Raw genomic sequence first — 23,144 nt, forward strand, 5'->3', positions numbered from 1 at the left:
ATGGACAACCCATCGTTTGATGCGGCGCGGTACTATGCTGCTGCTCGCTGCTATGCTGGTCATTCTTGCAGGCTGCGGCGGCAAAGAGGATGCATCAAACAGCAATCAGAATGCGGGTAACGACGGTAAGGAAGTGACCTTGAAGGTAGCCACACTCATTCCGCCGATGACGGATGTGCTTGATATTGTGAAGCCGATCCTGAAGAAAGAGGGCGTGAACCTGGACATCCAGGTCCTGTCGGATAATGTGCAGCCCAACAATGCACTGGCTAATAAGGAAGTCGATGCGAACTTCTTCCAGCACGTGCCGTATATGGAGCAATATAATGAAGCGAACGGCTCGAAGCTTGTTGCCGTACAGCCGATCTACAACGCGATTTATGGTGCATACTCCAAGAAGTTCAAGAGTATTGATGAGCTGTCGGAAGGCGCAACGATCGCCATTGCGAACGACCCTTCAAATATTGGACGTTCCCTGGTCATGCTGGAGCAGAACGGGATGATCAAGCTGAAGGAAGGCGCCGGCTACAATGCGACCCAGCAGGACATCACTGACAATCCTAAGAAATTCAAATTCAAGGAAGTCGACCTGCTGATGCTGGCCCGTTCCATTGATGACGTGGATCTGGTCGCCATGACACCAGCCTATGCAAAGCCGCTTGGACTGACACCGAAGAAGGACGCACTGATCACGGAGAAGGATGATAATCATTTTGCCATCACTCTGGTTGCCCGTGAAGACAATGCTCAATCGGATGCCATCCAGAAGCTGGCCAAAGCGATGACCGGTCCGGAAGTGAAGAAATTTTTCGAGGATAATTATGCGGATATCGCAATTCCGACATTCTAATCCAGCATTCTAATAAGTAACAGAACATGCCCTCCGTTCAGCATCATGCTGAGCGGCTGGGCTTTTTTTATTTTGCCATGGTCCCGGCGGTTTGATAGAATGACTGCGTAAGCCCAATCGTCTTAAATCATGAGGAGGCAATGGAATGGGAGAGCAGAAGAAAATTAAGTGGGGCATCATCAGTACCGGTGGAATCGCCCAGAAGTTCGCGGCCGATCTGGCCTACACCAGCAATGGTGAATGTTATGCGGTAGGGTCACGTACAATCGAAAGCGCTGCCAAATTTGCGGAGAAGAATGGTATTCCCAAGGCATACGGGAGCTACGAAGAGCTTGTAAGCGATCCGGAAGTAGATGCTGTCTATATAGGTACGCCGCATCCTTACCATAAGGTTAACGTCATGACCGCCCTGCGTGCAGGCAAAGCTGTCCTGTGTGAGAAGCCTTTTACCGTCAACAGCGGTGAACTTGAGGAAATTACAGCGTATGCAAGAGAGCATAAGCTGTTCCTGATGGAAGCCATGTGGACGCGTTTCCTGCCGCCGATCCGCAAAGTCCGGGAATGGATGGAGAGCGGCCGTATCGGCGAAGTGAAGATGGTCAAGGCAGACTTCGGTTTTCGGATCGGCTGGGAGCCGGAGCATCGTCTGCTGGATCCGAAGCTTGGCGGAGGGGCGCTGCTGGATGCTGGTATTTATCCGGTTTCCTTTGCTTCCATGATCTTCGGCCCTCATCCGCGTCAAGTCTGGAGTACAGCGTATATTGGGGAGACCGGTGTCGATGAGCATTTTTCGGTACTGCTCGATTATGGTGACGGCAAGACGGCATCCCTGAACGGGGGTGTGCGATTGAACATGACCAACGAGGCAATCATCTACGGGACTGAGGGATACATACAGATTCCGGGTTTCCTGTTCGGACCTGAAGCGACACTGCATGTGCAGGGCGAGGAGCCGGAGCGTTTTGTAGACGACCGCCAAGCTGAGGGATATGCATTCGAAGCGGAAGCCGTAGGTGAATATCTGAGAGAGGGATTGACAGAGAGTCCGGTGATCACGCTGGAGGAATCGCTGGGGATTATGAAGCTGCTGGACACCATTCGCGGACAATGGGGGCTGAAGTACCCTTCCGAGAAGTAAACGGGAGTGTCTGAAATCGCAATATTAATCACTATTACCTGAATAAGAGGTGCTTGTCGTTTCTGACGGGCGCCTCTTAAAACGTTTTCGGAACAAATTAGGTATTTAAAGAAGTCGAAATCAGCTTGTAGGATTTATTGGTGATCAGATAGCCGTATGCGGCAAACTCTCGGAAATTTCAGTTTTAAATTAGTGATGACGGGACTTAGGCCCTGTTTCAAATTTGAATTCCTTGTTTCGGGACGTCAGATGAATGCAGAATCAGGAAATGACCTTCTGCCTTTCTGTACATAAATAATGGAAGTATATTTCCTGGAGAGAGATCACTTATATCCTGCTATTCAATCAAGTCAAAGTCGCTTTAATACTACTTATTTTTTTTCGAAACCGATTTAGGAAAATCACAGGATCCAGCAGCATTATTCTCTTCCTCCTGCCTGTTAGAAAGAACATCTTTCGCTGATCCTACCACGGGGTCCTAATATTGGAAGATCGGGATTAGGTCATCTTGATTATTTTTCAGGTTATTTTCACACTCTAAAAGTTACATTTTTTTCATTTTTAAATGTCTGAAATGTTACCGTTACCTGAATTTTAGCTGAAGATGGTCCTACTTTTTCGGGGTGCTCTAACCGGGATGGATACCAATTTGTGGTGGATGTAAATTTCATGAAAGTACGTTACGGTTGTAGCCGGACATGAACCGCAGCGGTATTCCGCAGCAGCAGGACCGGCATCTTGGAATCCGGAATACCCGCCTGGCGGACATGTCACTGAGCCCCAATTCGGGTGCAAGGCTTTAGCCCGACCAACGATGAGGAGGAGAATTGCTTCGTGAAATTCAAGTTACCGAAACGAATCGCGTTCCATGTGAGCGCAACTGCAGTGATGCTCGCCATGATTACTGCGCCGCTGAATGTGATGGCGGCAGACAGCAGCAGCGACCGTCCATGGATGAACAAATCCCTGTCCGCGGATCAGCGTACTGAGCTGCTTCTTAAAGAGATGACGCTGGATGAGAAAATTGATTTTGTTACAGGCAAAGTCAATAACTATTATGGTTTCTACAACAACGGCAACGACCGCCTGGGTATTCCCGCCCTGCAAATGGCTGATGGTCCTGCGGGAGTCCGGATTGCCAACCCGGATGTCCAGGATAAAAAATCAACCGCACTGCCTGCACCGATCGCCTTGGCTGCGACATGGGATACCAAGGCAGCAAGCGAGTACGGCGGTCTGATCGGGAATGAGGCATGGAATACAACACATAACGTCGTTCTTGGTCCTGGTATGGACATTGCCCGCTTCCCTTGGGGCGAGCGCAACTTTGAGTCTCTTGGCGAGGATCCGCTCCTGCAGTCCAAGATGGCCGTTGATTACATAAAGGGCATTCAGAAAAGCCCGGTTATCGCGACAGCCAAGCACTTTATCCTGAACAATCAGGAGACCCAGCGCTTTACGATTGATGCCCAGGCATCCGAGCGTGCGCTGCAGGAAATTTATCTGCGTCCGTTTGATGCCGCGGTCAACGAAGCCGATATCGGCGCAGCCATGTGCTCCTTTAATCAGGTAGATGGAATTCCTGCATGCCAGAGTGCGGCGATGATGAACGATATCCTGAAGAAGCAGATGGGCTTCAAAGGTTTCGTAATGAGTGACTACGGCGCGAACATGAGTACGGTGGAATCCGCGAATGCAGGCCTTGACCTGGAGACGCCGGGGGAACCTTTTGGCAAATGGGGAAAAAACCTGCTGACAGCAGTTCAAGATGGTAAGGTCAGCGAGGAACGTCTCAATGATATGGTATCTCGTATGCTGGACCAGATGTTCGCGAAGGGCTTGTTTGACAAGCCCGCCCAGAACAAGCAGATTCCAGCTGCCGAGCATGGCGAAACGGCCCGTGAACTGGCAGAAGAAGGCATGGTGCTGCTGAAGAACGATAACGCTCAACTGCCACTGAAAGCCGGTTCCCTGAAGTCTATTGCTGTCATCGGGCCGGACGCGGATAATTCTTCCGCAGCAGGCGGCGGCAGCTCGCTGGTTAACCCGACGTATACAGTAAGCCCGCTTGAAGGCATCAAGAAGCGTGCTGGCAAGAACGTCACGGTTCAATATGAAGCGGGTACAGATCCGATTCAGGCGGGTGACATTCTGCCAGGACCCTCAGCGGTTCCTTCTGATCTGCTGACTACGTCTGCCGACAGCGATGAGAACGGTCTTCATGCCGAGTACTGGACGAATACCAGCCTGGAAGGAACTCCTTCTCTGGAGCGTACAGACAAGCAGGTAGACACAAACTATGGTTTCTATAATTACGAGGGTTTCAATGCATCTTCACCGAAAGTCCAGTCGACACCAACCACGTTCAACGGCAAAATGTCGGCTCGCTGGACCGGTGCCATCAGTGCTCCATCTACAGGAGACTACACACTAACACTGACAAGCCTCGGCTCTGGTAAGCTCTACCTGGACGACAAGCTGCTGATCGATAACCAAGGTACTTCGATGAGCACAACTAAAGCGCAGGTGAACCTGAAAGCCGGCGAGAAGCATACGGTGAAGATCGAATACCGTACGGACTCTCCGCAGCAGGAACGCAATGGTTATGGCATGCAGGTCCGTTTTGGCTGGGAAGCTCCTGACCATGCGGTTGATGCCAACATGCAAAAAGCGATTGACCTGGCTAAAAAATCGGATGTAGCTGTCGTAGTCACTCGCACTTATGACAGTGAAGGGAACACGGATACAAGTACATTGGATCTGCCCAACAATCAGGATACATTGATCCGTAAAGTTGCAGAAGTAAATCCGCACACGATCGTCGTGAACATGAGCGGACGTCCGGTTCAGATGAATACATGGGACAAGGATGTAAAAGGCATCGTTCAGGCCTGGTTTGCAGGCCAGGAGCAGGGCAATGCGATTGCACGTGTTCTGTTCGGCGACGTGAACCCGTCCGGTAAGCTGCCGGTAACATTCCCGGTCGACGAGAACACAACGCCGGTAACGGACGAAGCCCAGTTCCCAGGTAAAGACGGGGTATCCAAGTACAATGATGATATTTATGTAGGTTATAAAGGATATGATAAAGCGGGTCTGGAAGTGGAATACCCATTCGGCTACGGATTGTCGTACACGACCTTTGATTACCGTAATCTGAAGGTACAGGCCAAGAACAACAACGGCAGCCATGGCAAAGGCAATAACAAAAAGGCAAATGGCGAGCCTAACGTACAGGTGGATCTGAACCTTCGTAATACAGGTAAAGTCACCGGCTCCGAAGTCGTGCAGGTATATGCGGGCAAGCTGCCTGGCGTAGAATCCGCTTCGAAGAACCTCGCTGGTTTTGCCAAGGTTGAGTTGAAACCGGGCAAGCAGCAGCGTGTAAGCATCCAGCTCGACCCTAAGGCTTTCTCTTATTGGGACGAGAAGCAGGACAAGTGGGTGACACCATCCGGTAAAGTGGCTGTATATGTAGGCAGCTCTTCCCGTGATGTGAAGCTGCAAGGTTCTGTAACTCTTCCTTAAGCAGCTGAAATGATGTAATTGTGACGGGATCATATTATTGAAGAAGGAGCCGGATAACTATCCGGCTTCTTTCTGTATTTGATCTGGTATGGCGCACAGTGCTGAAGTGACCGACCAGAGAAAGGAAGTGAGATAGGATGAGCCAACAGCAGCGTAATGATAAAAAAAAGGGCTGGGCTGGATTAATCATTCTGGTCCTCGTGCTGCTGGCAGGAGCGGCATATCTGCGGCTCCAGGGAAGTCCGGATCGGGTGAAACCGGAAAAGGCAGGGGAACAGCCGGAGTCGAAGCAAGAGACGCCTGCCCGGGAACCTGTGAAGGTGAATGCCTGGTTAACGACAGGTGATCAGAAAAGTCTGCTGGCGGAGCAGCCCCCGATTACTGCGGGCGAACAGCTGTCTTCCGCTGCAACGGGACAGACAACGCTGATCCGTGTAAACCCGGAGGTCCGCTACCAGACGATGGAAGGCTTCGGCGCTGCGGCAACCGGGTCAAGTGCTTACCTGATCAATCACAAGCTGTCCGGCCCGCAGCGGTCTGCTCTCCTGAAGGAGCTGTTCACCCCGGCAGGAATCAATCTAAGCCATCTCCGGCACAGCATCGGAGCATCCGATTACTCTGTAGATGACAGAGGTAATCCGGCGAGCTACACGTATGATGATGTTGATTCAGGAACCGATTACGATCTGCAGCATTTCTCGGTGGAAAGGGATCACGATGTCATTACGCTGCTGCGTGATGCCATCCTTCTTCATCCGGGGCTCCGCGTGACGGGTACACCCTGGACTGCACCGCCATGGATGAAGTTCGGAGAGCAGATCTACAACGGCTGGTATCTTAATTATGAGGATTCGAGGGTCTATGAAGCGTACGCGCGCTATTTTGTACGGTATATTCAAGCTTATGAGGAGCAGGGAGTTCCGGTAGATGCCATTACGCTGCAGAACGAGCCGGAATTCACCACACCGGATTACCCCAGCATGAGCATGGGCGCACAGGAGCAGGCCATGTTCATCCGTGATTACCTGGGTCCTGCACTGAAGAGCAGCGGACTTACTGTCCGAATTCTTGCTTATGATCATAATTGGGACAAGGGACCGGCTTATGTCAACCAGGTGCTGAGCAGCAGGGAGACGGCGGATCAGGTCGCGGGGACTGCTTATCATTGTTATGCCGGTAATCCGCAGGTCATGTCCAAGGTCCATGAGGCCTATCCCGATCACAGCATTCACCTGACCGAATGCAGCGGCGGCGGATGGAGCCCGGATTTCGGCGATAATCTGATCTGGCAGATGTCCAACCTGATCATTGACGGTACACGGAATTGGGCCCAGAGTGTCCAGCTGTGGAATTTGGCATTGGATCCCGACAGCGGGCCCGTTAACGGGGGCTGTACGAACTGCCGCGGTGTGCTTACTATTGATCCGGACACGGGTAAAATCACGCGGAATGTGGAGTATTACGTGCTGGGTCATGCCAGCAAATTCATACAAGCGGGGGCGGCCCGAGTACAGTCTACTTCAGATGTGAATGGACTGAAGACGGCTGCTTTTGTGAACCCGGATGGAGAGAAGGTGCTGATTGTCCTCAACCGTGCAGCAAGCGAGCGGCATTTAACCGTGCATTCGGAGAGAGACAGGTTTAATTACAGGCTTCCCGCCCGCTCTGTCGTTACCTTGACTTGGCCATAATGTGTTAGTGAAAACACTCCTTTACTGCCTTGGCATCGGATCACTCATTCCAAAAATTCTTGAAATTAAAATAGATAACTCTATTACGCTGATATTAAAAATGATCTATACTAGAGTAACTATATTACAAACTTAACCAGGATCAGAACAAAAAAGAGACGATTATCGGGCGAGTGCAGGGAGGAGTCATATTGTCGGAAGAATATGTTCGGCACCGTCTAACAACGGCACAGAGACCAGAAATTGAGATGGCGGCCATACTACAGCATGATCTGAACATGTACCTAGATGGATTGGAGCAGGGCAGCACTCCTGAAGATATGGACATTCATATGGGCCTGCTCTCCCCGGCACAGCTCAAGGCTGTGCTGGACCGACTTGAGACGCTTCCTTACCGCAATCTGGAACGCTCTATTCAGCCGGTAGAGCAGGCATTGGAGCAGGCAGAGAAGCTGGGTATTGAAGAATTAGTCATGAGGGCCAGGCTTGTTCACGCGGATGTGCTGGGGCGTCAGGGATTAACCGCAGAGAGCGGCAGCATCGTGCATGAGATCCATGCCTGGGCTCTTGAACATCAGCATAAGCTAATTCTGGCACGAAGCCACAGGCTGCTGGCGGCATTCTTCCGCCGTCTTGGCGATAATGCCAGCGCATTGGAGCATGCGGTCCGGGCTCTGGATCATCTGCCGGCTGATGTCCGTGCACAGACACGAATGGACCATCTCATGATACTGGCACTTACACTGGATGAGACGGGAGCACATGAGGATTCAGACCGGCGGTTTCAGGAAATTCTAGACCTGGCCGACATGCATCAGGATGTCCAATTCGCCTTGTTTGCGCTGAACAATATGGCTCACACCAGCTATGAGCTGGGACAGGCCGAAGCGGCTTCGGAACTGATGGCGCGTCTTCGCAGATTGGCTGAAGAACACGATGTGCCGCTTGTGGCCCTCCAGCTGGACACTATTGCACGGATCGAGATTCTGCTGGAGCGTCCCGAAGAGGCGGAACGCACCCTGGAGCCCGTCATTCTGGCAGCTGCGGATCTGAGAATGGGTGACCTGGTCGCCCTGCCGGAATGTCTGCTGACCGTGGCCCAGGCCCAATGCCTTCAGGGGAAGCTGGACGAATCCCAGACTTCCATTACGGAGGCCGCTCGGATGATCGAGTTACAGGGACTGAATGGACTGAAGGCACAGTTGTACCTGCAGCAGTCGGAGCTGTACGCGGCGCAGGGCAGATATAAGGAAGCCTACGAGGAGCATCGCCGTTTCCATCAGGAAGCGGAGCTGATGCGCTCGAAGGAGCGGGAAGCCCGCGCGCGTATTTTACAGTATGTGTTCGATGCCGAGGAGGCACGGCGGGACAGCGAGCATTTTCGCGAGATGGCCCTGCGGGATCCGCTGACCGGGCTGTATAACCGCCGGTTCATGGATGCCCATCTGGATGAGCTGATTGAGCACTCGGTCCAGACGGGAACACCCCTGACTATTGCACTGATCGACCTGGATTTTTTTAAACGGATTAACGATACCCTGTCCCATGAGGTCGGCGATGCTGTCTTGATGCATGTCGCGCAGATCATGACGGAACATGCCGTCAGCACCGCGTCTGTAGCCAGACTGGGCGGTGAAGAGTTTGTGCTCGTCTACCCCGGGATGGATCTGGAAGAGGGACGGTCGAATGCGGAACAGCTGAGATATGCGATCCGGACCACGGACTGGAGACCGATTACCGGTTCGCTGCAGGTGACTGCCAGTATCGGTTTGTGTACGGCGGCACATCGGAAGGTGAACCGTATGACCCTGCTGTCACAGGCGGACCATAACCTCTATGTAGCCAAGCGCTCGGGCAAGGATCGGGTGGTAGCTACAGAATATCAGATATAAATTCATCACGAAGAGCCGCCCACGAGCAGGGCGGCTCTTCGTGTACCCACAGGACTAGCCATCATGAATGTCGCGATCAGATCTTTGACAGAATGTCACTGCAGTCGCTTTCGGATGGGATTCATCTCAGGTCGCATTCACCGTCAGCCAGCGGCTGCTTGTGCTTGAACGCTGCCCAGAAGAATGGTCGATTCGAACCCGTGATGTACAGTTGGTTAACCGGGTCTCTCGGTCTGTCTCTCCAGCAATATCGCCAATCTTGGATACGCCGATAACATTCCCTGCTGCGGATATATTCTTGATGAGCGAAGAATAGGCACTGCCTGCCAGAGCTCCAACATGCTGCTGGCCATGAACGCTGACGGCATCCAGCTTCAAATTGGTGATGGATGCGCCGTGCAGGCTGCCAAACAATCCGGCATTGTTGTCCAAAGTAACGATGGTCATACCGGAGATGGAATGTCCTCGTCCCTCCAGGGTGCCGGTGAACGGATGATCTTCATCTCCTATAGGCAGCCAGTCCAGATTAAGATCACCGTGGTAGCCGGTAAGATTCAGGTCGGCATTCAGAATGTAGTGCCCGGAGAGCCCGCTTCTGACATGGTCCAGATCCTGAGGCGTGTTGATGTATATCAAATGGTCTGCCGGAGGCTGTGAATGGCTGTTTCTATATTCTGTAAATGCCGTGCTTGCAGGAATAAGGAATGGCTTCCGGTCTGCTGAATTGCCGGGAAGAACAATATATTGTTGAAGGACCAAGGCTAGCCCGATAACAATAAGCAGGACTCCAGGAAAGAGAGTAGACTGCCTTCCTGTACATGTCCGAATTTTCAGTTTGCTCATGAATGTCCGCAATCCCTTCTCACTCTCTCGTAACTTTCTGTTAATGGAATTACAATAACATCGCGTTCTGAACAAATTCTGAACATATGTGTCGTATTATGTTGGATAATGCTGAATTATGCACTATTTTGACTCAAAGAAATTTTGCCATCAGAAGGGTGCTGTACCATTGTTCGTCCGACAGGCGCTTGTCCTGCTGCAGAATCCCTTCTACTTCGAATCCAGCCTGGGTATAGAGCTCAATAGCCTTCAGGTTGGTCTCAAGCACCTGCAGTTTGATTTTGCGGAGCTGCTGCTGCCTGGCCCACGCTATGCACTGCTGCAGCAGCTGATATCCGATCCCGTATCCGTTCCAGGCCTGCAGCACGCCTACGCCAAACTCCACTTGATGGGACACCCGTTTCAGTTCACTGCCTGCACACCGGGCGTAGCCCACGAGTCTGCCGTCTGCAACAGCAGACAGCATGAGATGGACGGGGCTTGCCGTATCCTGCTCTATCCGATGTGCAAAATCATCAGCATCCATGAACGCCTCACCGGGCTCTCTGTCGAAAAATTCGGTCTCCCCGTCCAGCTTAAACCGCAGTTCTGACAGCTGTGCTGCATCAGAAGAAGCAGCGGGACGAATGGTATAACGCACCCCTTTGACTTCATAATCCTGACTGTTTATTTTCATGATATAATCTCCTGGTTTAATTTAGATTTGGCAGTATTGCCGATCTTCCCAGCGTATCACATACCTGAGAACCCTGGGAAGTGACTGGATAACCCTGCCTCATTCCTGTTTTGTGAATGTTGAGTAATCTTCCGCAGTCGCGCCCGAAAGTCATTCAGGCATTGGAGCAGGGCAGGATCCGTTCTGGTGTTGGAGCAGCTGTCCGTGGTGATGGGCATAGGAGTTTAGCCAAGCTGATCCATAATGATTGGAAAATAGTCTAACCCGGAGCAGGAGCTCCGGGTTAGACGTTTAATAAGGACTTTTCACACGCTGGATCAACAGGTCAATCACTTTTTGGGCGTTGGCATCCATGGATTTCTGTTGGCGCAGCAGCTGCAGTTCCTGAATGACCCCAGCGGTATTACGGTAGCTGAGATGGTAACCGATCAGGTGAACGGCCGAGGTCTGCAGGGACCGATCTGCACGGCTTAACACCTGAATCACCTTCACGGGCTGCTGATCGAAGAGGGTGCCTATCAGATTGCTGTAGGACTCTGACAGGGCACCGTCCAGACCTTTCGTAGACTTGAGCAGTGGAAGGTACAAATCGGGTGTGATTACCGAGATATGGCGGGTCAGATCGTTAATCATTTCTTCTGGCCACAGCCTGGAGGTGCCGCTGAGCCGAGATAATTTGCCCCAGTCGATGTCAGGGAGCTTCCGGATCAACGGAGTGACCCGTGAAGTACTAGCCGGTTCCTGCTGATACCAGACAAGCAATTCGAGCTCTGCACTAATCTTGTCCGCCGTGGAGGTACTCTTCGCATAACCTGTGCGATACCGGTCTGTGAAGAAGTCGAGCATGACATAGGACAGCAGCTGATGGTCTCTGGTCATACGTACCTGCTGCCTGCGGAACAGGATATCATCTGTCCGGGAAGTCTTAACGGCGACACCCTTGGTCGTATAACTGTTGTTCGAGTCCTTCAGCGAGTAATACAATGCATTCTCCCCTAACATGGTGTACTGCTGGTAGGTCTTCGGTTCTCCGGGGAATCCTTCTTCGTCCGCCCAGGTTCTCTCTTTGGGGAAATAACTGCCGATCGAGGAGATGGCGCAGCCGACACAGCTTCCCGCCGTGTCGCTGAAGGTTAGACTTTCCGCCGTATTCGCCGGGTTACGCAGTGTAATACCATAGGAGCCATTAGCTCCTACTAATGCCTCTGCAGCGATCCATCCTTTCGGAGCGAGAAACATGGCTCCGCGTGAGTCATATCCAAGATTCATCCAATAGACAGCGAGCTGGTTCTCCAGCCCGGAAGGAATCGCAAAGGATACGGCCGGCAGCGGAGCCTTGGGCTGTACAGCAGGCGCAGGATCTTCGTCTACCCCATACCGGACTTGAACGGCATAGACCGGCAGTTTGACATATTTTTGTTTGACCGTCGTGTTAAAGGTGACTGTCCCAGACGGGACCACTGCCGGCAGGGAACGGGCTGAAGCGATAGGTACTGTGGCGGCTGAAGCCGAGCTGGGCAACGTACCTGCCCCCAGCAGAACAGAAGAGGCCAGCAGAGTGGAAGTAAGAAAAAGGTTGGCAGCACGTTTAGCTGTAAAAGTATTCATGATTGGTAACTCCTCGCCGATCGTATTCGATTAAAATCAATTAGAAGCTTCACCCATTAAATCCTGTTTGTTACATTCGGGCTTTCCTATTATATCGATGTTCCCGAGGGATAGGGTTACAGCCGCGTTAACAAATTTTTAACCAGCAGCCTCAGTGTAATTATCGTAAATATGAAGGGGGCCTCCTTTTTTATCCACATGTTTCGACACAATTCGATCGACCCACACCGCGGTTATTTGGGCAAAAACACAGAAATAGTACCTTCTACGCAAAGAAATGCTCCATTTATCGGATACATTCATTTGGAATAACGAGGTAATATCTTATAAGATTGTGCAGTACATTCATAAGCGAGAGCAGAATGGAAGGAAGGTTATGATCATAAAAAGCAATCGTGCATGGTTATGGCTGACGTTGTTGGTGTTCATTCTAGTGCTGGGGGGTTGTGGGAAGATGAAGGAAGCAGACAGCAGTACAAGCCAGATAGAGCAGGCCAAGGCGACGGCTATTCAGTACTTCAAAGACCAATATGGTCTGGACGTGGAGATTACCGAAGAGAAAAAGCTGCCTACCTATGTATCGTCCGAGATTGCCATGGAAGGGCATGTGGCCGGGCATAAGGAGCAGAGTTTTAATATATCCGTGAATTACAAGGACAACACGACGAAGAACTTTGTAATGAGTCCGGAACTGGAGCAGGCGATCCGAGACCAGGGGCATGATCCGTTCGCGAAGGAGGAGGGAAAGTAATTGGGAAAGTCCAATCAGCCGATCACGGATGAAATGTATGAGAAAATGTCCAACATGGCCTACTCCGATCTCAAAGAGGGAGGTAAGGTCAAGGACATCCCGGGCTGGGAGGTGCTGGAGAGCACCCGCAGCCACCGCACATCAGGCTTTGATGCCGTTACTTTCTACAATCCGGAGACGAAGCAGGCCGTCATTGCTTATCGCGGTACGGAGGGCAGTGCCAGTCTGGATCGTTCGGTTCCGGACTTTGTCACGGATGCGACGATCGGGATTCCCGAGCTCAAGCGCAAGGTAGATCAGACCATCGATCAGAAGATTGATTTCACGCCGGACTGGTGGGATGCAGGTGTCCAGAAGGTGAAGGACAAGACGGGCATCACAGCAGTGAATGACTGGGTTGGCGAACGCGAGAAGGACCTTGACAAGATCACGGTTTTCGGTAAAAACAATCAGATGTACCTTGCGGAGGACTATGCCAAGGAGATGCAGTCCAAGCATGAGGATCTCGACTTTTCTCTGACGGGGCATTCGCTGGGTGGAGGCAATGCGCAGTATGCCTCGGTTTATACCGGGATGCCGGCGGTTACGTTCAGTGCACCTTCCGTGATTGAGAATCTGACGCCTGGAGCCAAGCGTAAGGCTGAAGAAGGAGAGTATGACTCTCAGATCACCAACTATGCTCATCCAGGGGATGTTGTAGCAAGCGGGGCCATGGGCGGATATGACCGCCACGTAGGAACTACATATTATATTGATTCCAATTACGCAGATGCGAACAAGGATGTAAGCATTATCGATAAGGCGAAGAACTCATTCGGTGGACCTAACTATCACAGCCTGGACCAGTATAAATTTAACAAGGACGGCTATATCAGTAATGAGCTGTATGATCCGGTAACGGGCAAAAGAGTTGAAGATTCGCCGCGGATGCCTGGCACCTTTGGTCTGGTGGATGACCTGCAGGATATGGCTCACCGTTTCGGCAGCGGGGTCGGCGCTTTCATCGGCGGCCTGTCCCAGCTGGCTGCAGCGGCAGCAGCGTCCGGCAGCGGCAAGATCCAGGTAACGCCGGAGGAGCTGCGCGAGGTGGCCGGCCGCTGGAAGCAGAATGCCCAGCAGAGCAGCAGCGAGCTGAGCCGGGTGCGTCAGCAGATGCAGCAGTACCTGCATACCAGTCAGAGCCGCCGTCTCGCGCCGATCGTCACGCAGCTGGATGCTTCCATTTCGGAGCTGAGCCAGTGGCATCTGCAGCGGACCAGCGAATTCCTGCAGTTCATCAGCAGCAAGGCCGATCAATTCCAGCAGGCGGATAATACCTATTGAGCAGTCTGAGAAGCAGTCTGGATAAACAGCATCAGGAGGGAACTCAATGAACGGTAAAATTCTGGTAGAACTGAGCGACCTGCTGCAGGCCGAGCGGGAGCTGTCTGTACTTTTGGGAAAGCTGCGTACGGACGAGCAGGAGGCCCGCGCACTTTACCGCCGCCTTGACGGCTGGATCGGTCAGTCGGCGGACAGCGTGCGCCAGCAGATCGAAGCCTTCTTCGCAGGGCTGGACACCCGCATTAACAGCATAGAGCAGCAGAAGACGGAGCTTCTGCGCTATGTTGAAGTGATGCGCCAGGCGGATGAGATGAGATAGCTGGCGGTTCCGCTCAGCATAGATCAATTATACTGCCATCATAAGTCAAAGGCCCCTGCCAGTCACAGCATTGCTGCGGCTGGCAGGGGCCTTTTTGTACAACGTGGTAAGAGAGGCACCGTGGCCTCTTAATGCATCTTAAATTCCAGGAACAGCTCGTTATAATGGCCAAGCATGCGTTTACCCAGATTTTTATATACCTCCAGATGGCTGGTCACGTCAGCAGGAGGATAAAAGCGGGTATCCCCGGCGATGTCCTCCGGCAGCAGCTTCAGTGCCTCCTTGTTCGGCGTGGCGTAACCGACATACTCAGCGTTCTGTGCAGCCACGTCAGGCTCCAGCATGAAGTTGATAAACTTGTGGGCGCCGGCGAGGTTTTTGGCTGTCTTCGGAATGACCATGTTGTCGAACCACAGGTTTGTGCCTTCCTTCGGTACGATATAATCGAGCTTGTCATTCTCGTCCATAATTTCGGCAGCGTCACCGGAGAAAACGACACCCGCCGCGGCTTCGCCGTTGGCGAGCAGCATTTTGATCTCGTCACCAACTACGGCTTTGACGTTCGGAGACAGCCTCTCCAGCTTGCGCAGGGCTTCCTGAAGATGGCCCTCGTTGGTATCGTTCAGGGAGTAACCCAGGCTGTTCAGGGACATGCCCATAATTTCGCGGGCACCGTCCGTCAGAAGGACATTATTGCGGAGCTTATCGCTCCACAGATCGTTCCAGCTCTCGAATGAAAGTCCCTGTGCCATTTCCGGATTGTACACAATACCGACCGTCCCCCAGAAATAAGGAACCGAATAACGGTTATCCGGGTCAAAATCAAGGTTCAGAAAACGTGAATCCACCTTGGACAGATTCGGAATCAGGCTGTGATCGATCGGCAGCAGAAGCTTCTCTTCCTTCATCTTGTCGATCGCATAATCGGAAGGGATCGCGACGTCGAACGTCGTGCCGCCTTGTCCGATTTTGGTCAGCATAGCTTCATTGGAATCAAAGGTCTGGTAGATGACGGTGATTCCCGTTTCCTTCTCAAAACGGGTAATGAGCTCCGGATCAATGTAGTCGCCCCAGTTGTAGATCGTCAGCGTATTGCTGCCGGAATACCCCTGGCTGGAGTTCAGTTTGGCGGCGAGTGCCATCAGGCCGAAGGCGACCACCAGGACGATCACGAATATACGGGTCAGCTGCTTCATCTCGGCACCCCCATTTCAGACGCAGGCTCCTTGCCGCGTCTGCGCAAATTCCCCTTGGACACCAAATAGTAGCCGACCACCAGTGCGGTCGTGATCAGGAAGATAAGTGTAGACAACGCATTGATGGACAAGGATACACCTGCCCGGGCACGGGAATAAATCTCGACCGAGAGGGTCGTGTATCCGCTGCCTGTCACAAAGAACGTGACTGCAAAATCATCCAGCGAGTAGGTCAGCGCCATGAAAAAGGCGGAGAATATCGCCGGACTGATAAACGGGATGATGACCTTCGTAAGCACGTCGCGGCGGCTGGCTCCCAGATCGCGTGCCGCATCCACCAGTGTCGGGCTCATCTCCTGCAGACGCGGGAGAATCATCAGCACGGCAATCGGTACACTGAACGCAATATGCGACAGCAGCACGGAAGTGAAGCCGAGCTGGATACCCGCAATGGTGAACAGGATGAGGAATGAAGCGCCGATAATGACGTCAGGGCTGACAATCAGCACATTGTTAAGGGACAAAATCGTATTCTTCACCCGTTTCCGGCGGATCCGGTCGATAGCCAGCGCGCCGACGATCCCGATAATCGTAGCGATCACCGAGGACAGCAGCGCAATGACGAGCGTATTGATGACGATAATAATCAGGCGGGTGTCATGAAACACTTCGGAATACCATTCCAGCGTAAATCCTTCGAACTCGTGCATATTGCCGCCGCTGTTAAAGGAGTAATACATCAAATAGAAGATCGGCGCATACAGCAGTGCGAATACGATGATCAGATAGATCTTGCCGGCTCTATTTTTCTCACTCATCTGCGCACCTCTTTTCCGCCGCCCAGAATCGGCATCAGCACGGCCATGAATAGAATCAGGAATACCGCTACCGTCGAGCCCATTCCCCAATCCTGAGTAACGAGGAAGTGCTGTTCAATCGCCGTCCCGAGCGTAATCACTTTGTTGCCTGCAATGAGCCGGGTCAGCATAAAGAGCGACAGGGCCGGAATGAACACGGCCATACAGCCTGAACGGACGCCAGACAATGTCAGCGGGAAGATGACCCTCCGCAGCGTGACAAAGCTTGAGGCTCCCAAGTCGCGTGATGCTGCTATCAGAGTCGGGTTAATGTCCTCCAGCGCATTGAAGATCGGCATAATCATAAACGGAATGAAGATGTAGACCGACACGAACACAAAGCTGAAGTCATTAAACAGAATCTGGTGCTCCCCCAGGCCGGCGGCCTGCAGCAGGGAGTTCACCGGTCCGTATGTACCGAATATGCCGATAAAAGCGTAAGCTTTGAGCAGCAGGTTAATCCAGGTCGGCAATATGATCAGCAGCATCCACAGCTGCTTGTGCTTGGTCCGGGTCAGCGCATAAGCAGCCGGATAAGCGACCAGCAGGGAGAAGAAGGTGATCAGCAGCGCATACCAGAACGAGCTTAACGTCATTTTCAGATACACGGGCGTGAAGAAATTGGCATAGTTAGACAGCGTAAAATGACCCTCAATATCAAACAGGGAATAATAGGCTACGAGGATCACGGGCAGGGCAACGAACAGCACCATCCATAAATAATAGGGAATGAGATATAATCCGCGCGAGTTACGTGACATGAGCCGCACCCTCGTACGATTCGAGACGTTTATCAAACTCTTCTTCCGTTTCCCCGAACCTCATGACATGAATGGCCTCCGGTTCAAACTGCAGGCCGATCATACTGCCGGGTTCCGCCCGCTTCGTGGAATGGACCAGCCATTCCTGACCGGAATCGTCATAGCAGCTGATCTCGTAATGAACGCCGCGGAACAGCTGGGTATCCACCTTGACCCGGAGCTTGCCCTGCTCCAGCGGCGTAATCTCCAGATCCTCCGGCCGGATCACAATTTCTACATTCTCATTGGGACGCAGCCCCTGGTCTACGCACTCGAAGCGCTGGCCGTTAAACTCCACCAGGTTGTCCTCAATCATGACAGCAGGTACAATGTTGGATTCGCCTACGAAGTCAGCTACAAAGCGGTTAATCGGCTCGTCATAGATGTCGTTGGGCGTACCGCTCTGCTGAATAATGCCTTCATTCATGACAAAGATCTCATCCGACATCGCCAAGGCTTCCTCCTGGTCATGGGTAACGAAGATAAAAGTGATGCCGAGCCGCTGCTGCAATTCACGCAGGACGTACTGCATTTCCGTTCTAAGCTTCAGGTCCAGAGCGGACAATGGCTCGTCCAGCAGCAGCACCTCCGGCTCGTTGACGATTGCGCGTGCGATCGCAACACGCTGCCTTTGGCCGCCGGACATTTCTGTAATCTGCCGCTGCTCGTAGCCCTCCAGGTTGACCAGACGCAGCGCTTCCGTTACTTTGGCTGCAATGACGTCTTTCTTCATCTTCTTGATCCGCAGTCCGAAAGCGACATTCTCAAATACATTCAAATGCGGGAACAGCGCGTAGTCCTGAAATACGGTATTAACCTGACGTTCATTCGGGGGAATCTTGTTGATCATGTTCCCGTTTAAATAAATGGAGCCTCTCGAAGGTTCGATAAAACCTGCAATGAGGCGGAGTATCGTCGTTTTGCCGCAGCCCGACGGGCCCAGCAGCGTGTAAAATTTGCCGCGTTCGATTTCAAAGCTGACTTCCTTCAGCACAGGCGCATCCTGATCATACTGCTTGGTGACCTGCTCGAAGCGGATAATGGCGTTCTCTTCCATAACAGCCTCCCTTGTCCTTATTTCCATTTGTATATTTTACTCAAGAATCGTCAGAAATGATACCGGGTATACCCGGCCACACGGCTGATCCGACCCCTTCAAGAATAATTAGCCATCATTTGCTTTAGATAATCCCGAAAGTCTTTAACATAAGTCTGGGGTTCTACGATAGTAAGATTGGTACCGAAGCTTGCTAGAAATTGAAATCCGGTCTTGTTCTGAGGGACATGGATGGTTGCCAGATACAATTCCGAGCTGTAATTTTCGATGCTTTTTCGACCGTATCTTTCAATGAACTGGTCTTTGATGGCAGGTGAAATAAGCGCCTTAAGCGTAACTAATTGGGGCTGATATCTATCAGGTTCTTGTTCTAATAAGTTATCTCTAGGCTGAAATGGCTCTTCTTCCATATGAAGATGATCGATTCGTGGTAATTTGAAGGTTCTGCCTCCCATACGATCTAAACAGAATCCCTTCAAATACCAACTCATCTCACTATAATGAAGCTGATACGGCTCGACCCTTCTCTTGGTTGGAACGCCGTCTTTGTCCGTATAATCAAATGAAACTAACCTTCTCTGCAAAATGGCTTCTTGACATATCTTCAATGTCTGAAGAATCTCAGACCGGCCCTCCCAATCATAAAAGGAAAGCTGAATAGAACGTTTCGGAGATAACGGGTTAACCATGGCTTCCATTTTCTTCATCGTCAGTTTAACTTCTTCAGTAAGTAAAATTTGTTCCAACCCGCCGAGCGCCGTCAATATATTTTCCAAGTCGGAACTGCTCAATAGACGTTTATCCCATTTGTATTCATCCATAATCCCGTAGCCGCCATGAACTCCATTGATGGAATAGATAGGGATATTGGATAAACTCAGTGTCTCCATATCCCGCAGGATGGTTCTTTTGGAGACGTTAAATAATTGCGTGAATTCCGTGGTCGAAACCACATCCTTTTTAAGCAGGATCATAATGATGGATATCAACCGCTCAACCTTTTCCATAGATGCTCCTTTTTTTGTTGAACTTAATCTGGAAATGGTGACATACACCCGTCACCGTTCATTCATTATACTTCATATATAACAAGAAGGAGGTCATGATTGATGTCAGCTGTTGCTTATTTAAATTTTGATGGATCTGCAGAACAAGTGATTGATTTTTATGCGGAGGCTTTAAGTGCAATTAAAGTGAAAAAGGTGACATTCGGAGATATCCCGCAGGATCCCAACTACCCCATGCCGGAAGATGAACTGAAGATGATCATGGAGTCATCCATCGAATTTGCAGGCGGGAAAATCATGATGTCCGACATCTTGCCTTCCATGAAGGCAGTAACAGGTGAACTGGTAAAAGGAAACAACATCATGATCAGTCTGATTATGGATGACAAGCAAACACTGGAGCGGTACTTTAACCATCTGTCCCAAGGCGGTCATGTGGTCATGCCGTTATCTAATACTCCATGGTCCTCATGCTTTGGGATGCTGGTCGATAAATTCGGGATTTCCTGGAAGTTTAACAGTGACGCAGATCAATTCCTTGATCACGTAATATCCAACAAACAATAACTCACTCTGAGAAAATGGCCTTGCAAATGAAGGCTGTTTTTTTATGCCGGATAAAGGGGTGCTACATGAAAGATAGCAATATGAAAAATGGTTACATGAAAACAGATCCTGTAATCCCCGTTAGATCGAGGGAAGATTTGAGATTATGGCTGCAGGAAAATAGTAAAAAGGAGAAGTCCTGCTGGGTCTTGGTTAGTATGACGCCCAGATCGGATACGCTCTTATATTTGGACGCGGTCGAGGAAGCTTTGTGCTTTGGATGGATCGATGGCGTCAAGAAGAAGGTGTCTGAAACGGAGCTGGCGCAGAGGCTGTCCCCCCGGAGCCCCAAAAGCTCATGGACTGAATTGAATAAAGCGCGTGTCCGCCGCCTCGAGAAGCTCGGGTTGATGACAGACGGAGGAAGAAAGGTTCTTCCGGCTATGGATGTTGATTCCTTCAGCATCCATCCAATGATCGAACAAAGGCTGAAAGAGGATAAGCAGGTATATGAGAATTTTACGGCATTCCCAGACCTCTATAAAAGAGTCCGGATCGACACGATCCAAAGCAATAAGGATCAGCCGGAACTGTTCAAGAGAAGATTAGACCGATTCATAGAAAATACGAGAGATAATAAAATCTACGGGCAGTGGCATGATCATGGACGACTATTAGAAGAGTGAATGTTAAATTTTTAAGCTGCGCAGAAGTGAAGATGGACTAACTGTTTAACTAATTCTATGTTATATGAAGAATAGCCCTTTGGAACCTGTGAAATTAATCTCCAGTTACTGTAAATTAACATCCTGTTTTTGCTAAAATATCCTGTACATCACTGGATTCTGGAACGAACAGAGGTAGAGGATATGACCAAAATACAGGTCCAGCCGGAGCATCTATTAAAGGTAGCTGCACAGTTCAGACAGGGACAGGAGCAGCTGGATCAGCTTTTAAGCCGTTTGGGACAGACGCTATCCAGTTTATTAATGGGTTTCGAAGGCATGACCGGGGAACGATTCAGATACGAATACCGGGATGCCGAGCAGCGTATGCGGATGATCCTGAGTGTGATCGGCTCGACGGCAAAGCAGCTGGAATGGATTGTGCAGCTGTTCACCGAGGCGGATTCCGGTGTGATCGACCTGCCGGACTCAACCCGTGAGGCATGGCAGCGGTTAACGCACAGGTTCGAGGAAACCTGGGAACCTGTGACGACAGCGGTCGGCCGAGAGTGGGAGCGCCTGCGGGAAAAGGTTCAGCTCGAGCTGGCTGCGGAAAGAGAAGAGATGAAGATCGCCACAGCAGAGCTTGATGATGCATTAACGTATTATAATGAAGCGAGAACCAATCTGGATAAGCATCCTGATTTCTTCTTACATAGCCATACGCTCATGGAAAAGTATCAGTACGGCGTATCGGAGGAAGAGTTCGGCACCAGAAAGTATTGGCAGTCTCGTGGGTATGATGCCAATCAGCTGCTGCAGGCCGCTTATGATTTGCGGAATCCGGATGGGGAAGCCCAGTACCTGATGGGTAAAAATTTCAAGCAGGAAGTGAAGGCAAACAGCCAGAACACGATATTTGCGGTTACGGCTGGTGCCACGATGGTAGGGGCAAGAAATGCCATCGCCAGTGGTTTCTTTAGACCGAATCCTGGTTTCGGCTTGCGGAGCCCAAGTTCGGTGGGAAGGTATGGACGTGTGAACGTACCCAAGCCGTGGGCCGAGTCGAAGGGGAAGGGGAAGGGGAAGGGAAATGTTAAGTTCTCACCGAATAACTTACCAAAAGACCCACAGGAACTAATCAAAAATGGGTGGGAAGATGTTACACCTAAGGGGATGGCAAAGAATACAGCTTCTAGGGAATTTATTGACCCTGAGACTGGAATGAAGGTAAGGTTTGACCCAGGAAAACCGGGAGCAAATGGTTTTGAAGGCAAAGACCATTACCATGTTACTAATCCAAATGGTACTACAAAAGCGGATTATTACCTTGACGCAAATGGTAATCCTGTTGCTAAAGGCTCAAAAGCGTCTCATATCGTCCCGTAGGAGGAGATTTTTATTAAACCAACTGAGTTGCTAGCGACTTTTGACTTGCACGATAGCGTTGTAGAGAATGTTGAATATTTGCTTAATGAAAATAAGGTTCAAATTAGACTCGACTTGTGTCAGTGGAAGCAAGCAAATTATGATGAATCTGAACCCGAGATGCAGGCGGGGGTACTGACTTTCACTGATGTAGGCTCGTTTCAGATTGAACCGCCAAAGTTTATGATTAACAGCAATGAGATTCTCGAAGTGAAAGTCCAGGATGGTAGGGGGAATATAGAAATCATTCTTACAGGTAATGATGATGTGGGGAAGGTCTGCATTGTAGCTCAGGATGTTTATTGGGAAGTATGTGACTAAAAGCAGCGGGGGCTACCCAGTGCCGAATGAACTTATCAATCAACCAAAAACACATCTAACCCATATAATACCCTTATAAAGAATTCTCGAATATCGCGGTACGCACGTCAATGCTTTACTTTTATACCCTAAATAACGCTACTCCAATACACCTAGCAGGTTGATTGTGGTCAGATACCACTATGATTGACCTGTTTCTTGTTATCTTCGCTTTCTCACAGGATTTTCAAAATGTTATGCTGCTTTAGCATACGCCGCCCCGATAGATAATTGTCTAAACCATCGCACCTTTTAGGAGTGATAGGCCGACTATTCATATTTTCAGGACTTATGTGCAAATTGTCCGCAACAATGTGAAACGTACAGATTGGACTGACCATGGTCGTCCGCAGAATCATACCAATCCACATGACCATCCTGCAGTCTTCCAAGATGGCTCATGGAGTTTTAAGTAATGGAGGTGGAAAGTTGGAGAACAATGATCTTAAAAAACCTACTTTTATTCTTAGATTAGGTAGGGAGCATTTTCAAAGTGAGATAGGTTGTTTGGGAAAACAGCTTGCCCAAATACTAGGATGTGTCTGAAAACTAAATATTATGGTAAGATTTGAGAAAAACGAATGGAGTAGCAAACATGAGTCAAAGACG

The 23,144-nt window shown here is 50.6% G+C and carries 20 protein-coding genes; 12 read left to right on the forward strand and 8 right to left on the reverse strand.

Annotation, left to right across the window (positions count from 1 at the left end; translation table 11 throughout):
* Positions 1–19 precede the first annotated feature (19 nt).
* The 5 genes from Q5741_RS14675 (at position 20) to Q5741_RS14695 (ending at position 9,099) form a co-directional block, all read left to right on the forward strand.
* Positions 20–850: a MetQ/NlpA family ABC transporter substrate-binding protein gene (locus tag Q5741_RS14675; RefSeq protein ID WP_305024875.1), complete on the forward strand. Its 831-nt coding sequence runs from the start codon at positions 20–22 to the stop codon at positions 848–850.
* Between the two features lie 145 nt (positions 851–995).
* Positions 996–1,988: a Gfo/Idh/MocA family protein gene (locus Q5741_RS14680; protein WP_305024849.1), complete on the forward strand. Its 993-nt coding sequence runs from the start codon at positions 996–998 to the stop codon at positions 1,986–1,988.
* A gap of 834 nt (positions 1,989–2,822) precedes the next feature.
* Complete coding sequence (locus Q5741_RS14685; RefSeq protein WP_305024850.1) at positions 2,823–5,516, forward strand: beta-glucosidase; 2,694 nt, start codon at positions 2,823–2,825, stop codon at positions 5,514–5,516.
* A 137-nt stretch (positions 5,517–5,653) separates the two neighbouring features.
* Positions 5,654–7,207 (forward strand): glycoside hydrolase family 30 protein, encoded by a 1,554-nt coding sequence (locus tag Q5741_RS14690; protein ID WP_305024851.1) that lies wholly within the window; start codon positions 5,654–5,656, stop codon positions 7,205–7,207.
* Between the two features lie 191 nt (positions 7,208–7,398).
* Positions 7,399–9,099: a GGDEF domain-containing protein gene (locus Q5741_RS14695; RefSeq protein ID WP_305024852.1), complete on the forward strand. Its 1,701-nt coding sequence runs from the start codon at positions 7,399–7,401 to the stop codon at positions 9,097–9,099.
* 126 nt (positions 9,100–9,225) lie between these two features.
* Here Q5741_RS14695 and Q5741_RS14700 read toward each other — a convergent pair whose 3' ends face one another.
* From Q5741_RS14700 to Q5741_RS14710, 3 genes are all read right to left on the reverse strand, one after another.
* A complete protein-coding gene (locus Q5741_RS14700; protein ID WP_305024853.1) occupies positions 9,226–9,942 on the reverse strand; it encodes a ZmpA/ZmpB/ZmpC family metallo-endopeptidase-related protein in 717 nt (238 codons plus the stop codon).
* 133 nt (positions 9,943–10,075) lie between these two features.
* Entirely contained in the window at positions 10,076–10,618 is a 543-nt protein-coding gene (locus Q5741_RS14705) for a GNAT family N-acetyltransferase (RefSeq protein ID WP_305024854.1), read from the reverse strand.
* A 291-nt stretch (positions 10,619–10,909) separates the two neighbouring features.
* Positions 10,910–12,226, reverse strand: coding sequence for a DUF4850 domain-containing protein (locus Q5741_RS14710; RefSeq protein WP_305024855.1), 1,317 nt, complete (start codon positions 12,224–12,226; stop codon positions 10,910–10,912).
* A 454-nt stretch (positions 12,227–12,680) separates the two neighbouring features.
* On the opposite strand from Q5741_RS14710, the gene Q5741_RS14715 reads away from it, so the two are divergent.
* From Q5741_RS14715 to Q5741_RS14725, 3 genes are read left to right on the forward strand one after another with little or no spacing between them, the layout of a single operon-like run.
* Complete coding sequence (locus Q5741_RS14715; RefSeq protein ID WP_305024856.1) at positions 12,681–12,977, forward strand: hypothetical protein; 297 nt, start codon at positions 12,681–12,683, stop codon at positions 12,975–12,977.
* A gap of 33 nt (positions 12,978–13,010) precedes the next feature.
* Positions 13,011–14,300, forward strand: a complete 1,290-nt coding sequence (locus Q5741_RS14720; protein WP_407074365.1) for a hypothetical protein — start codon at positions 13,011–13,013, stop codon at positions 14,298–14,300.
* 46 nt (positions 14,301–14,346) lie between these two features.
* Positions 14,347–14,619, forward strand: coding sequence for a hypothetical protein (locus Q5741_RS14725; protein ID WP_305024858.1), 273 nt, complete (start codon positions 14,347–14,349; stop codon positions 14,617–14,619).
* 128 nt (positions 14,620–14,747) lie between these two features.
* Here Q5741_RS14725 and Q5741_RS14730 read toward each other — a convergent pair whose 3' ends face one another.
* From Q5741_RS14730 to Q5741_RS14750, 5 genes are all read right to left on the reverse strand, one after another.
* Complete coding sequence (locus tag Q5741_RS14730) at positions 14,748–15,815, reverse strand: ABC transporter substrate-binding protein (RefSeq protein WP_305024859.1); 1,068 nt, start codon at positions 15,813–15,815, stop codon at positions 14,748–14,750.
* Complete coding sequence (locus tag Q5741_RS14735; protein WP_305024860.1) at positions 15,812–16,633, reverse strand: ABC transporter permease; 822 nt, start codon at positions 16,631–16,633, stop codon at positions 15,812–15,814. Before Q5741_RS14735 ends, Q5741_RS14730 begins: the two co-directional genes overlap by 4 nt.
* Positions 16,630–17,433, reverse strand: a complete 804-nt coding sequence (locus tag Q5741_RS14740; RefSeq protein WP_305024861.1) for an ABC transporter permease — start codon at positions 17,431–17,433, stop codon at positions 16,630–16,632. The genes Q5741_RS14735 and Q5741_RS14740 overlap by 4 nt, the downstream gene beginning before the upstream one ends.
* Positions 17,423–18,529 carry an ABC transporter ATP-binding protein gene (locus tag Q5741_RS14745; protein WP_305024862.1) on the reverse strand — a complete coding sequence of 369 codons (1,107 nt, stop codon included), beginning with the start codon at positions 18,527–18,529 and terminating at the stop codon, positions 17,423–17,425. The genes Q5741_RS14740 and Q5741_RS14745 overlap by 11 nt, the downstream gene beginning before the upstream one ends.
* 98 nt (positions 18,530–18,627) lie before the next feature.
* A complete protein-coding gene (locus Q5741_RS14750) occupies positions 18,628–19,536 on the reverse strand; it encodes a helix-turn-helix transcriptional regulator (RefSeq protein WP_305024863.1) in 909 nt (302 codons plus the stop codon).
* A 102-nt stretch (positions 19,537–19,638) separates the two neighbouring features.
* On the opposite strand from Q5741_RS14750, the gene Q5741_RS14755 reads away from it, so the two are divergent.
* The 4 genes from Q5741_RS14755 to Q5741_RS14770 all read left to right on the forward strand — a co-directional run bounded on the left by Q5741_RS14755 (position 19,639) and on the right by Q5741_RS14770 (position 22,496).
* On the forward strand, positions 19,639–20,103 hold the full coding sequence (locus Q5741_RS14755) for a VOC family protein (RefSeq protein ID WP_305024864.1): 465 nt from the start codon (positions 19,639–19,641) through the stop codon (positions 20,101–20,103).
* Between the two features lie 95 nt (positions 20,104–20,198).
* On the forward strand, positions 20,199–20,768 hold the full coding sequence (locus Q5741_RS14760) for a YdeI/OmpD-associated family protein (protein WP_305024876.1): 570 nt from the start codon (positions 20,199–20,201) through the stop codon (positions 20,766–20,768).
* A 183-nt stretch (positions 20,769–20,951) separates the two neighbouring features.
* Positions 20,952–22,136 carry a WXG100 family type VII secretion target gene (locus tag Q5741_RS14765; RefSeq protein ID WP_305024865.1) on the forward strand — a complete coding sequence of 395 codons (1,185 nt, stop codon included), beginning with the start codon at positions 20,952–20,954 and terminating at the stop codon, positions 22,134–22,136.
* A 27-nt stretch (positions 22,137–22,163) separates the two neighbouring features.
* Positions 22,164–22,496 carry a hypothetical protein gene (locus Q5741_RS14770; protein WP_305024866.1) on the forward strand — a complete coding sequence of 111 codons (333 nt, stop codon included), beginning with the start codon at positions 22,164–22,166 and terminating at the stop codon, positions 22,494–22,496.
* The last annotated feature ends 648 nt before the right edge of the window (positions 22,497–23,144 follow it).

This window comes from Paenibacillus lacisoli, from assembly GCF_030580655.1.
Lineage (GTDB): Bacteria > Bacillota > Bacilli > Paenibacillales > Paenibacillaceae > Paenibacillus > Paenibacillus lacisoli.

Excerpts from the sequence above, each read along its gene's own strand:
- Q5741_RS14735 (WP_305024860.1), bottom strand. The coding sequence starts at position 16,633 with ATGAGTGAGAAAAATAGAGCCGGCAAGATCTATCTGATCATCGTATTC.
- Q5741_RS14690 (WP_305024851.1), top strand. The coding sequence starts at position 5,654 with ATGAGCCAACAGCAGCGTAATGATAAAAAAAAGGGCTGGGCTGGATTA.
- Q5741_RS14680 (WP_305024849.1), top strand. The coding sequence starts at position 996 with ATGGGAGAGCAGAAGAAAATTAAGTGGGGCATCATCAGTACCGGTGGA.
- Q5741_RS14700 (WP_305024853.1), bottom strand. The coding sequence starts at position 9,942 with ATGAGCAAACTGAAAATTCGGACATGTACAGGAAGGCAGTCTACTCTC.
- Q5741_RS14705 (WP_305024854.1), bottom strand. The coding sequence starts at position 10,618 with ATGAAAATAAACAGTCAGGATTATGAAGTCAAAGGGGTGCGTTATACC.
- Q5741_RS14755 (WP_305024864.1), top strand. The coding sequence starts at position 19,639 with ATGTCAGCTGTTGCTTATTTAAATTTTGATGGATCTGCAGAACAAGTG.
- Q5741_RS14675 (WP_305024875.1), top strand. The coding sequence starts at position 20 with ATGCGGCGCGGTACTATGCTGCTGCTCGCTGCTATGCTGGTCATTCTT.
- Q5741_RS14745 (WP_305024862.1), bottom strand. The coding sequence starts at position 18,529 with ATGGAAGAGAACGCCATTATCCGCTTCGAGCAGGTCACCAAGCAGTAT.
- Q5741_RS14750 (WP_305024863.1), bottom strand. The coding sequence starts at position 19,536 with ATGGAAAAGGTTGAGCGGTTGATATCCATCATTATGATCCTGCTTAAA.
- Q5741_RS14725 (WP_305024858.1), top strand. The coding sequence starts at position 14,347 with ATGAACGGTAAAATTCTGGTAGAACTGAGCGACCTGCTGCAGGCCGAG.
- Q5741_RS14720 (WP_407074365.1), top strand. The coding sequence starts at position 13,011 with ATGTATGAGAAAATGTCCAACATGGCCTACTCCGATCTCAAAGAGGGA.
- Q5741_RS14765 (WP_305024865.1), top strand. The coding sequence starts at position 20,952 with ATGACCAAAATACAGGTCCAGCCGGAGCATCTATTAAAGGTAGCTGCA.
- Q5741_RS14730 (WP_305024859.1), bottom strand. The coding sequence starts at position 15,815 with ATGAAGCAGCTGACCCGTATATTCGTGATCGTCCTGGTGGTCGCCTTC.
- Q5741_RS14740 (WP_305024861.1), bottom strand. The coding sequence starts at position 17,433 with ATGTCACGTAACTCGCGCGGATTATATCTCATTCCCTATTATTTATGG.
- Q5741_RS14710 (WP_305024855.1), bottom strand. The coding sequence starts at position 12,226 with ATGAATACTTTTACAGCTAAACGTGCTGCCAACCTTTTTCTTACTTCC.
- Q5741_RS14760 (WP_305024876.1), top strand. The coding sequence starts at position 20,199 with ATGAAAACAGATCCTGTAATCCCCGTTAGATCGAGGGAAGATTTGAGA.
- Q5741_RS14715 (WP_305024856.1), top strand. The coding sequence starts at position 12,681 with ATGAAGGAAGCAGACAGCAGTACAAGCCAGATAGAGCAGGCCAAGGCG.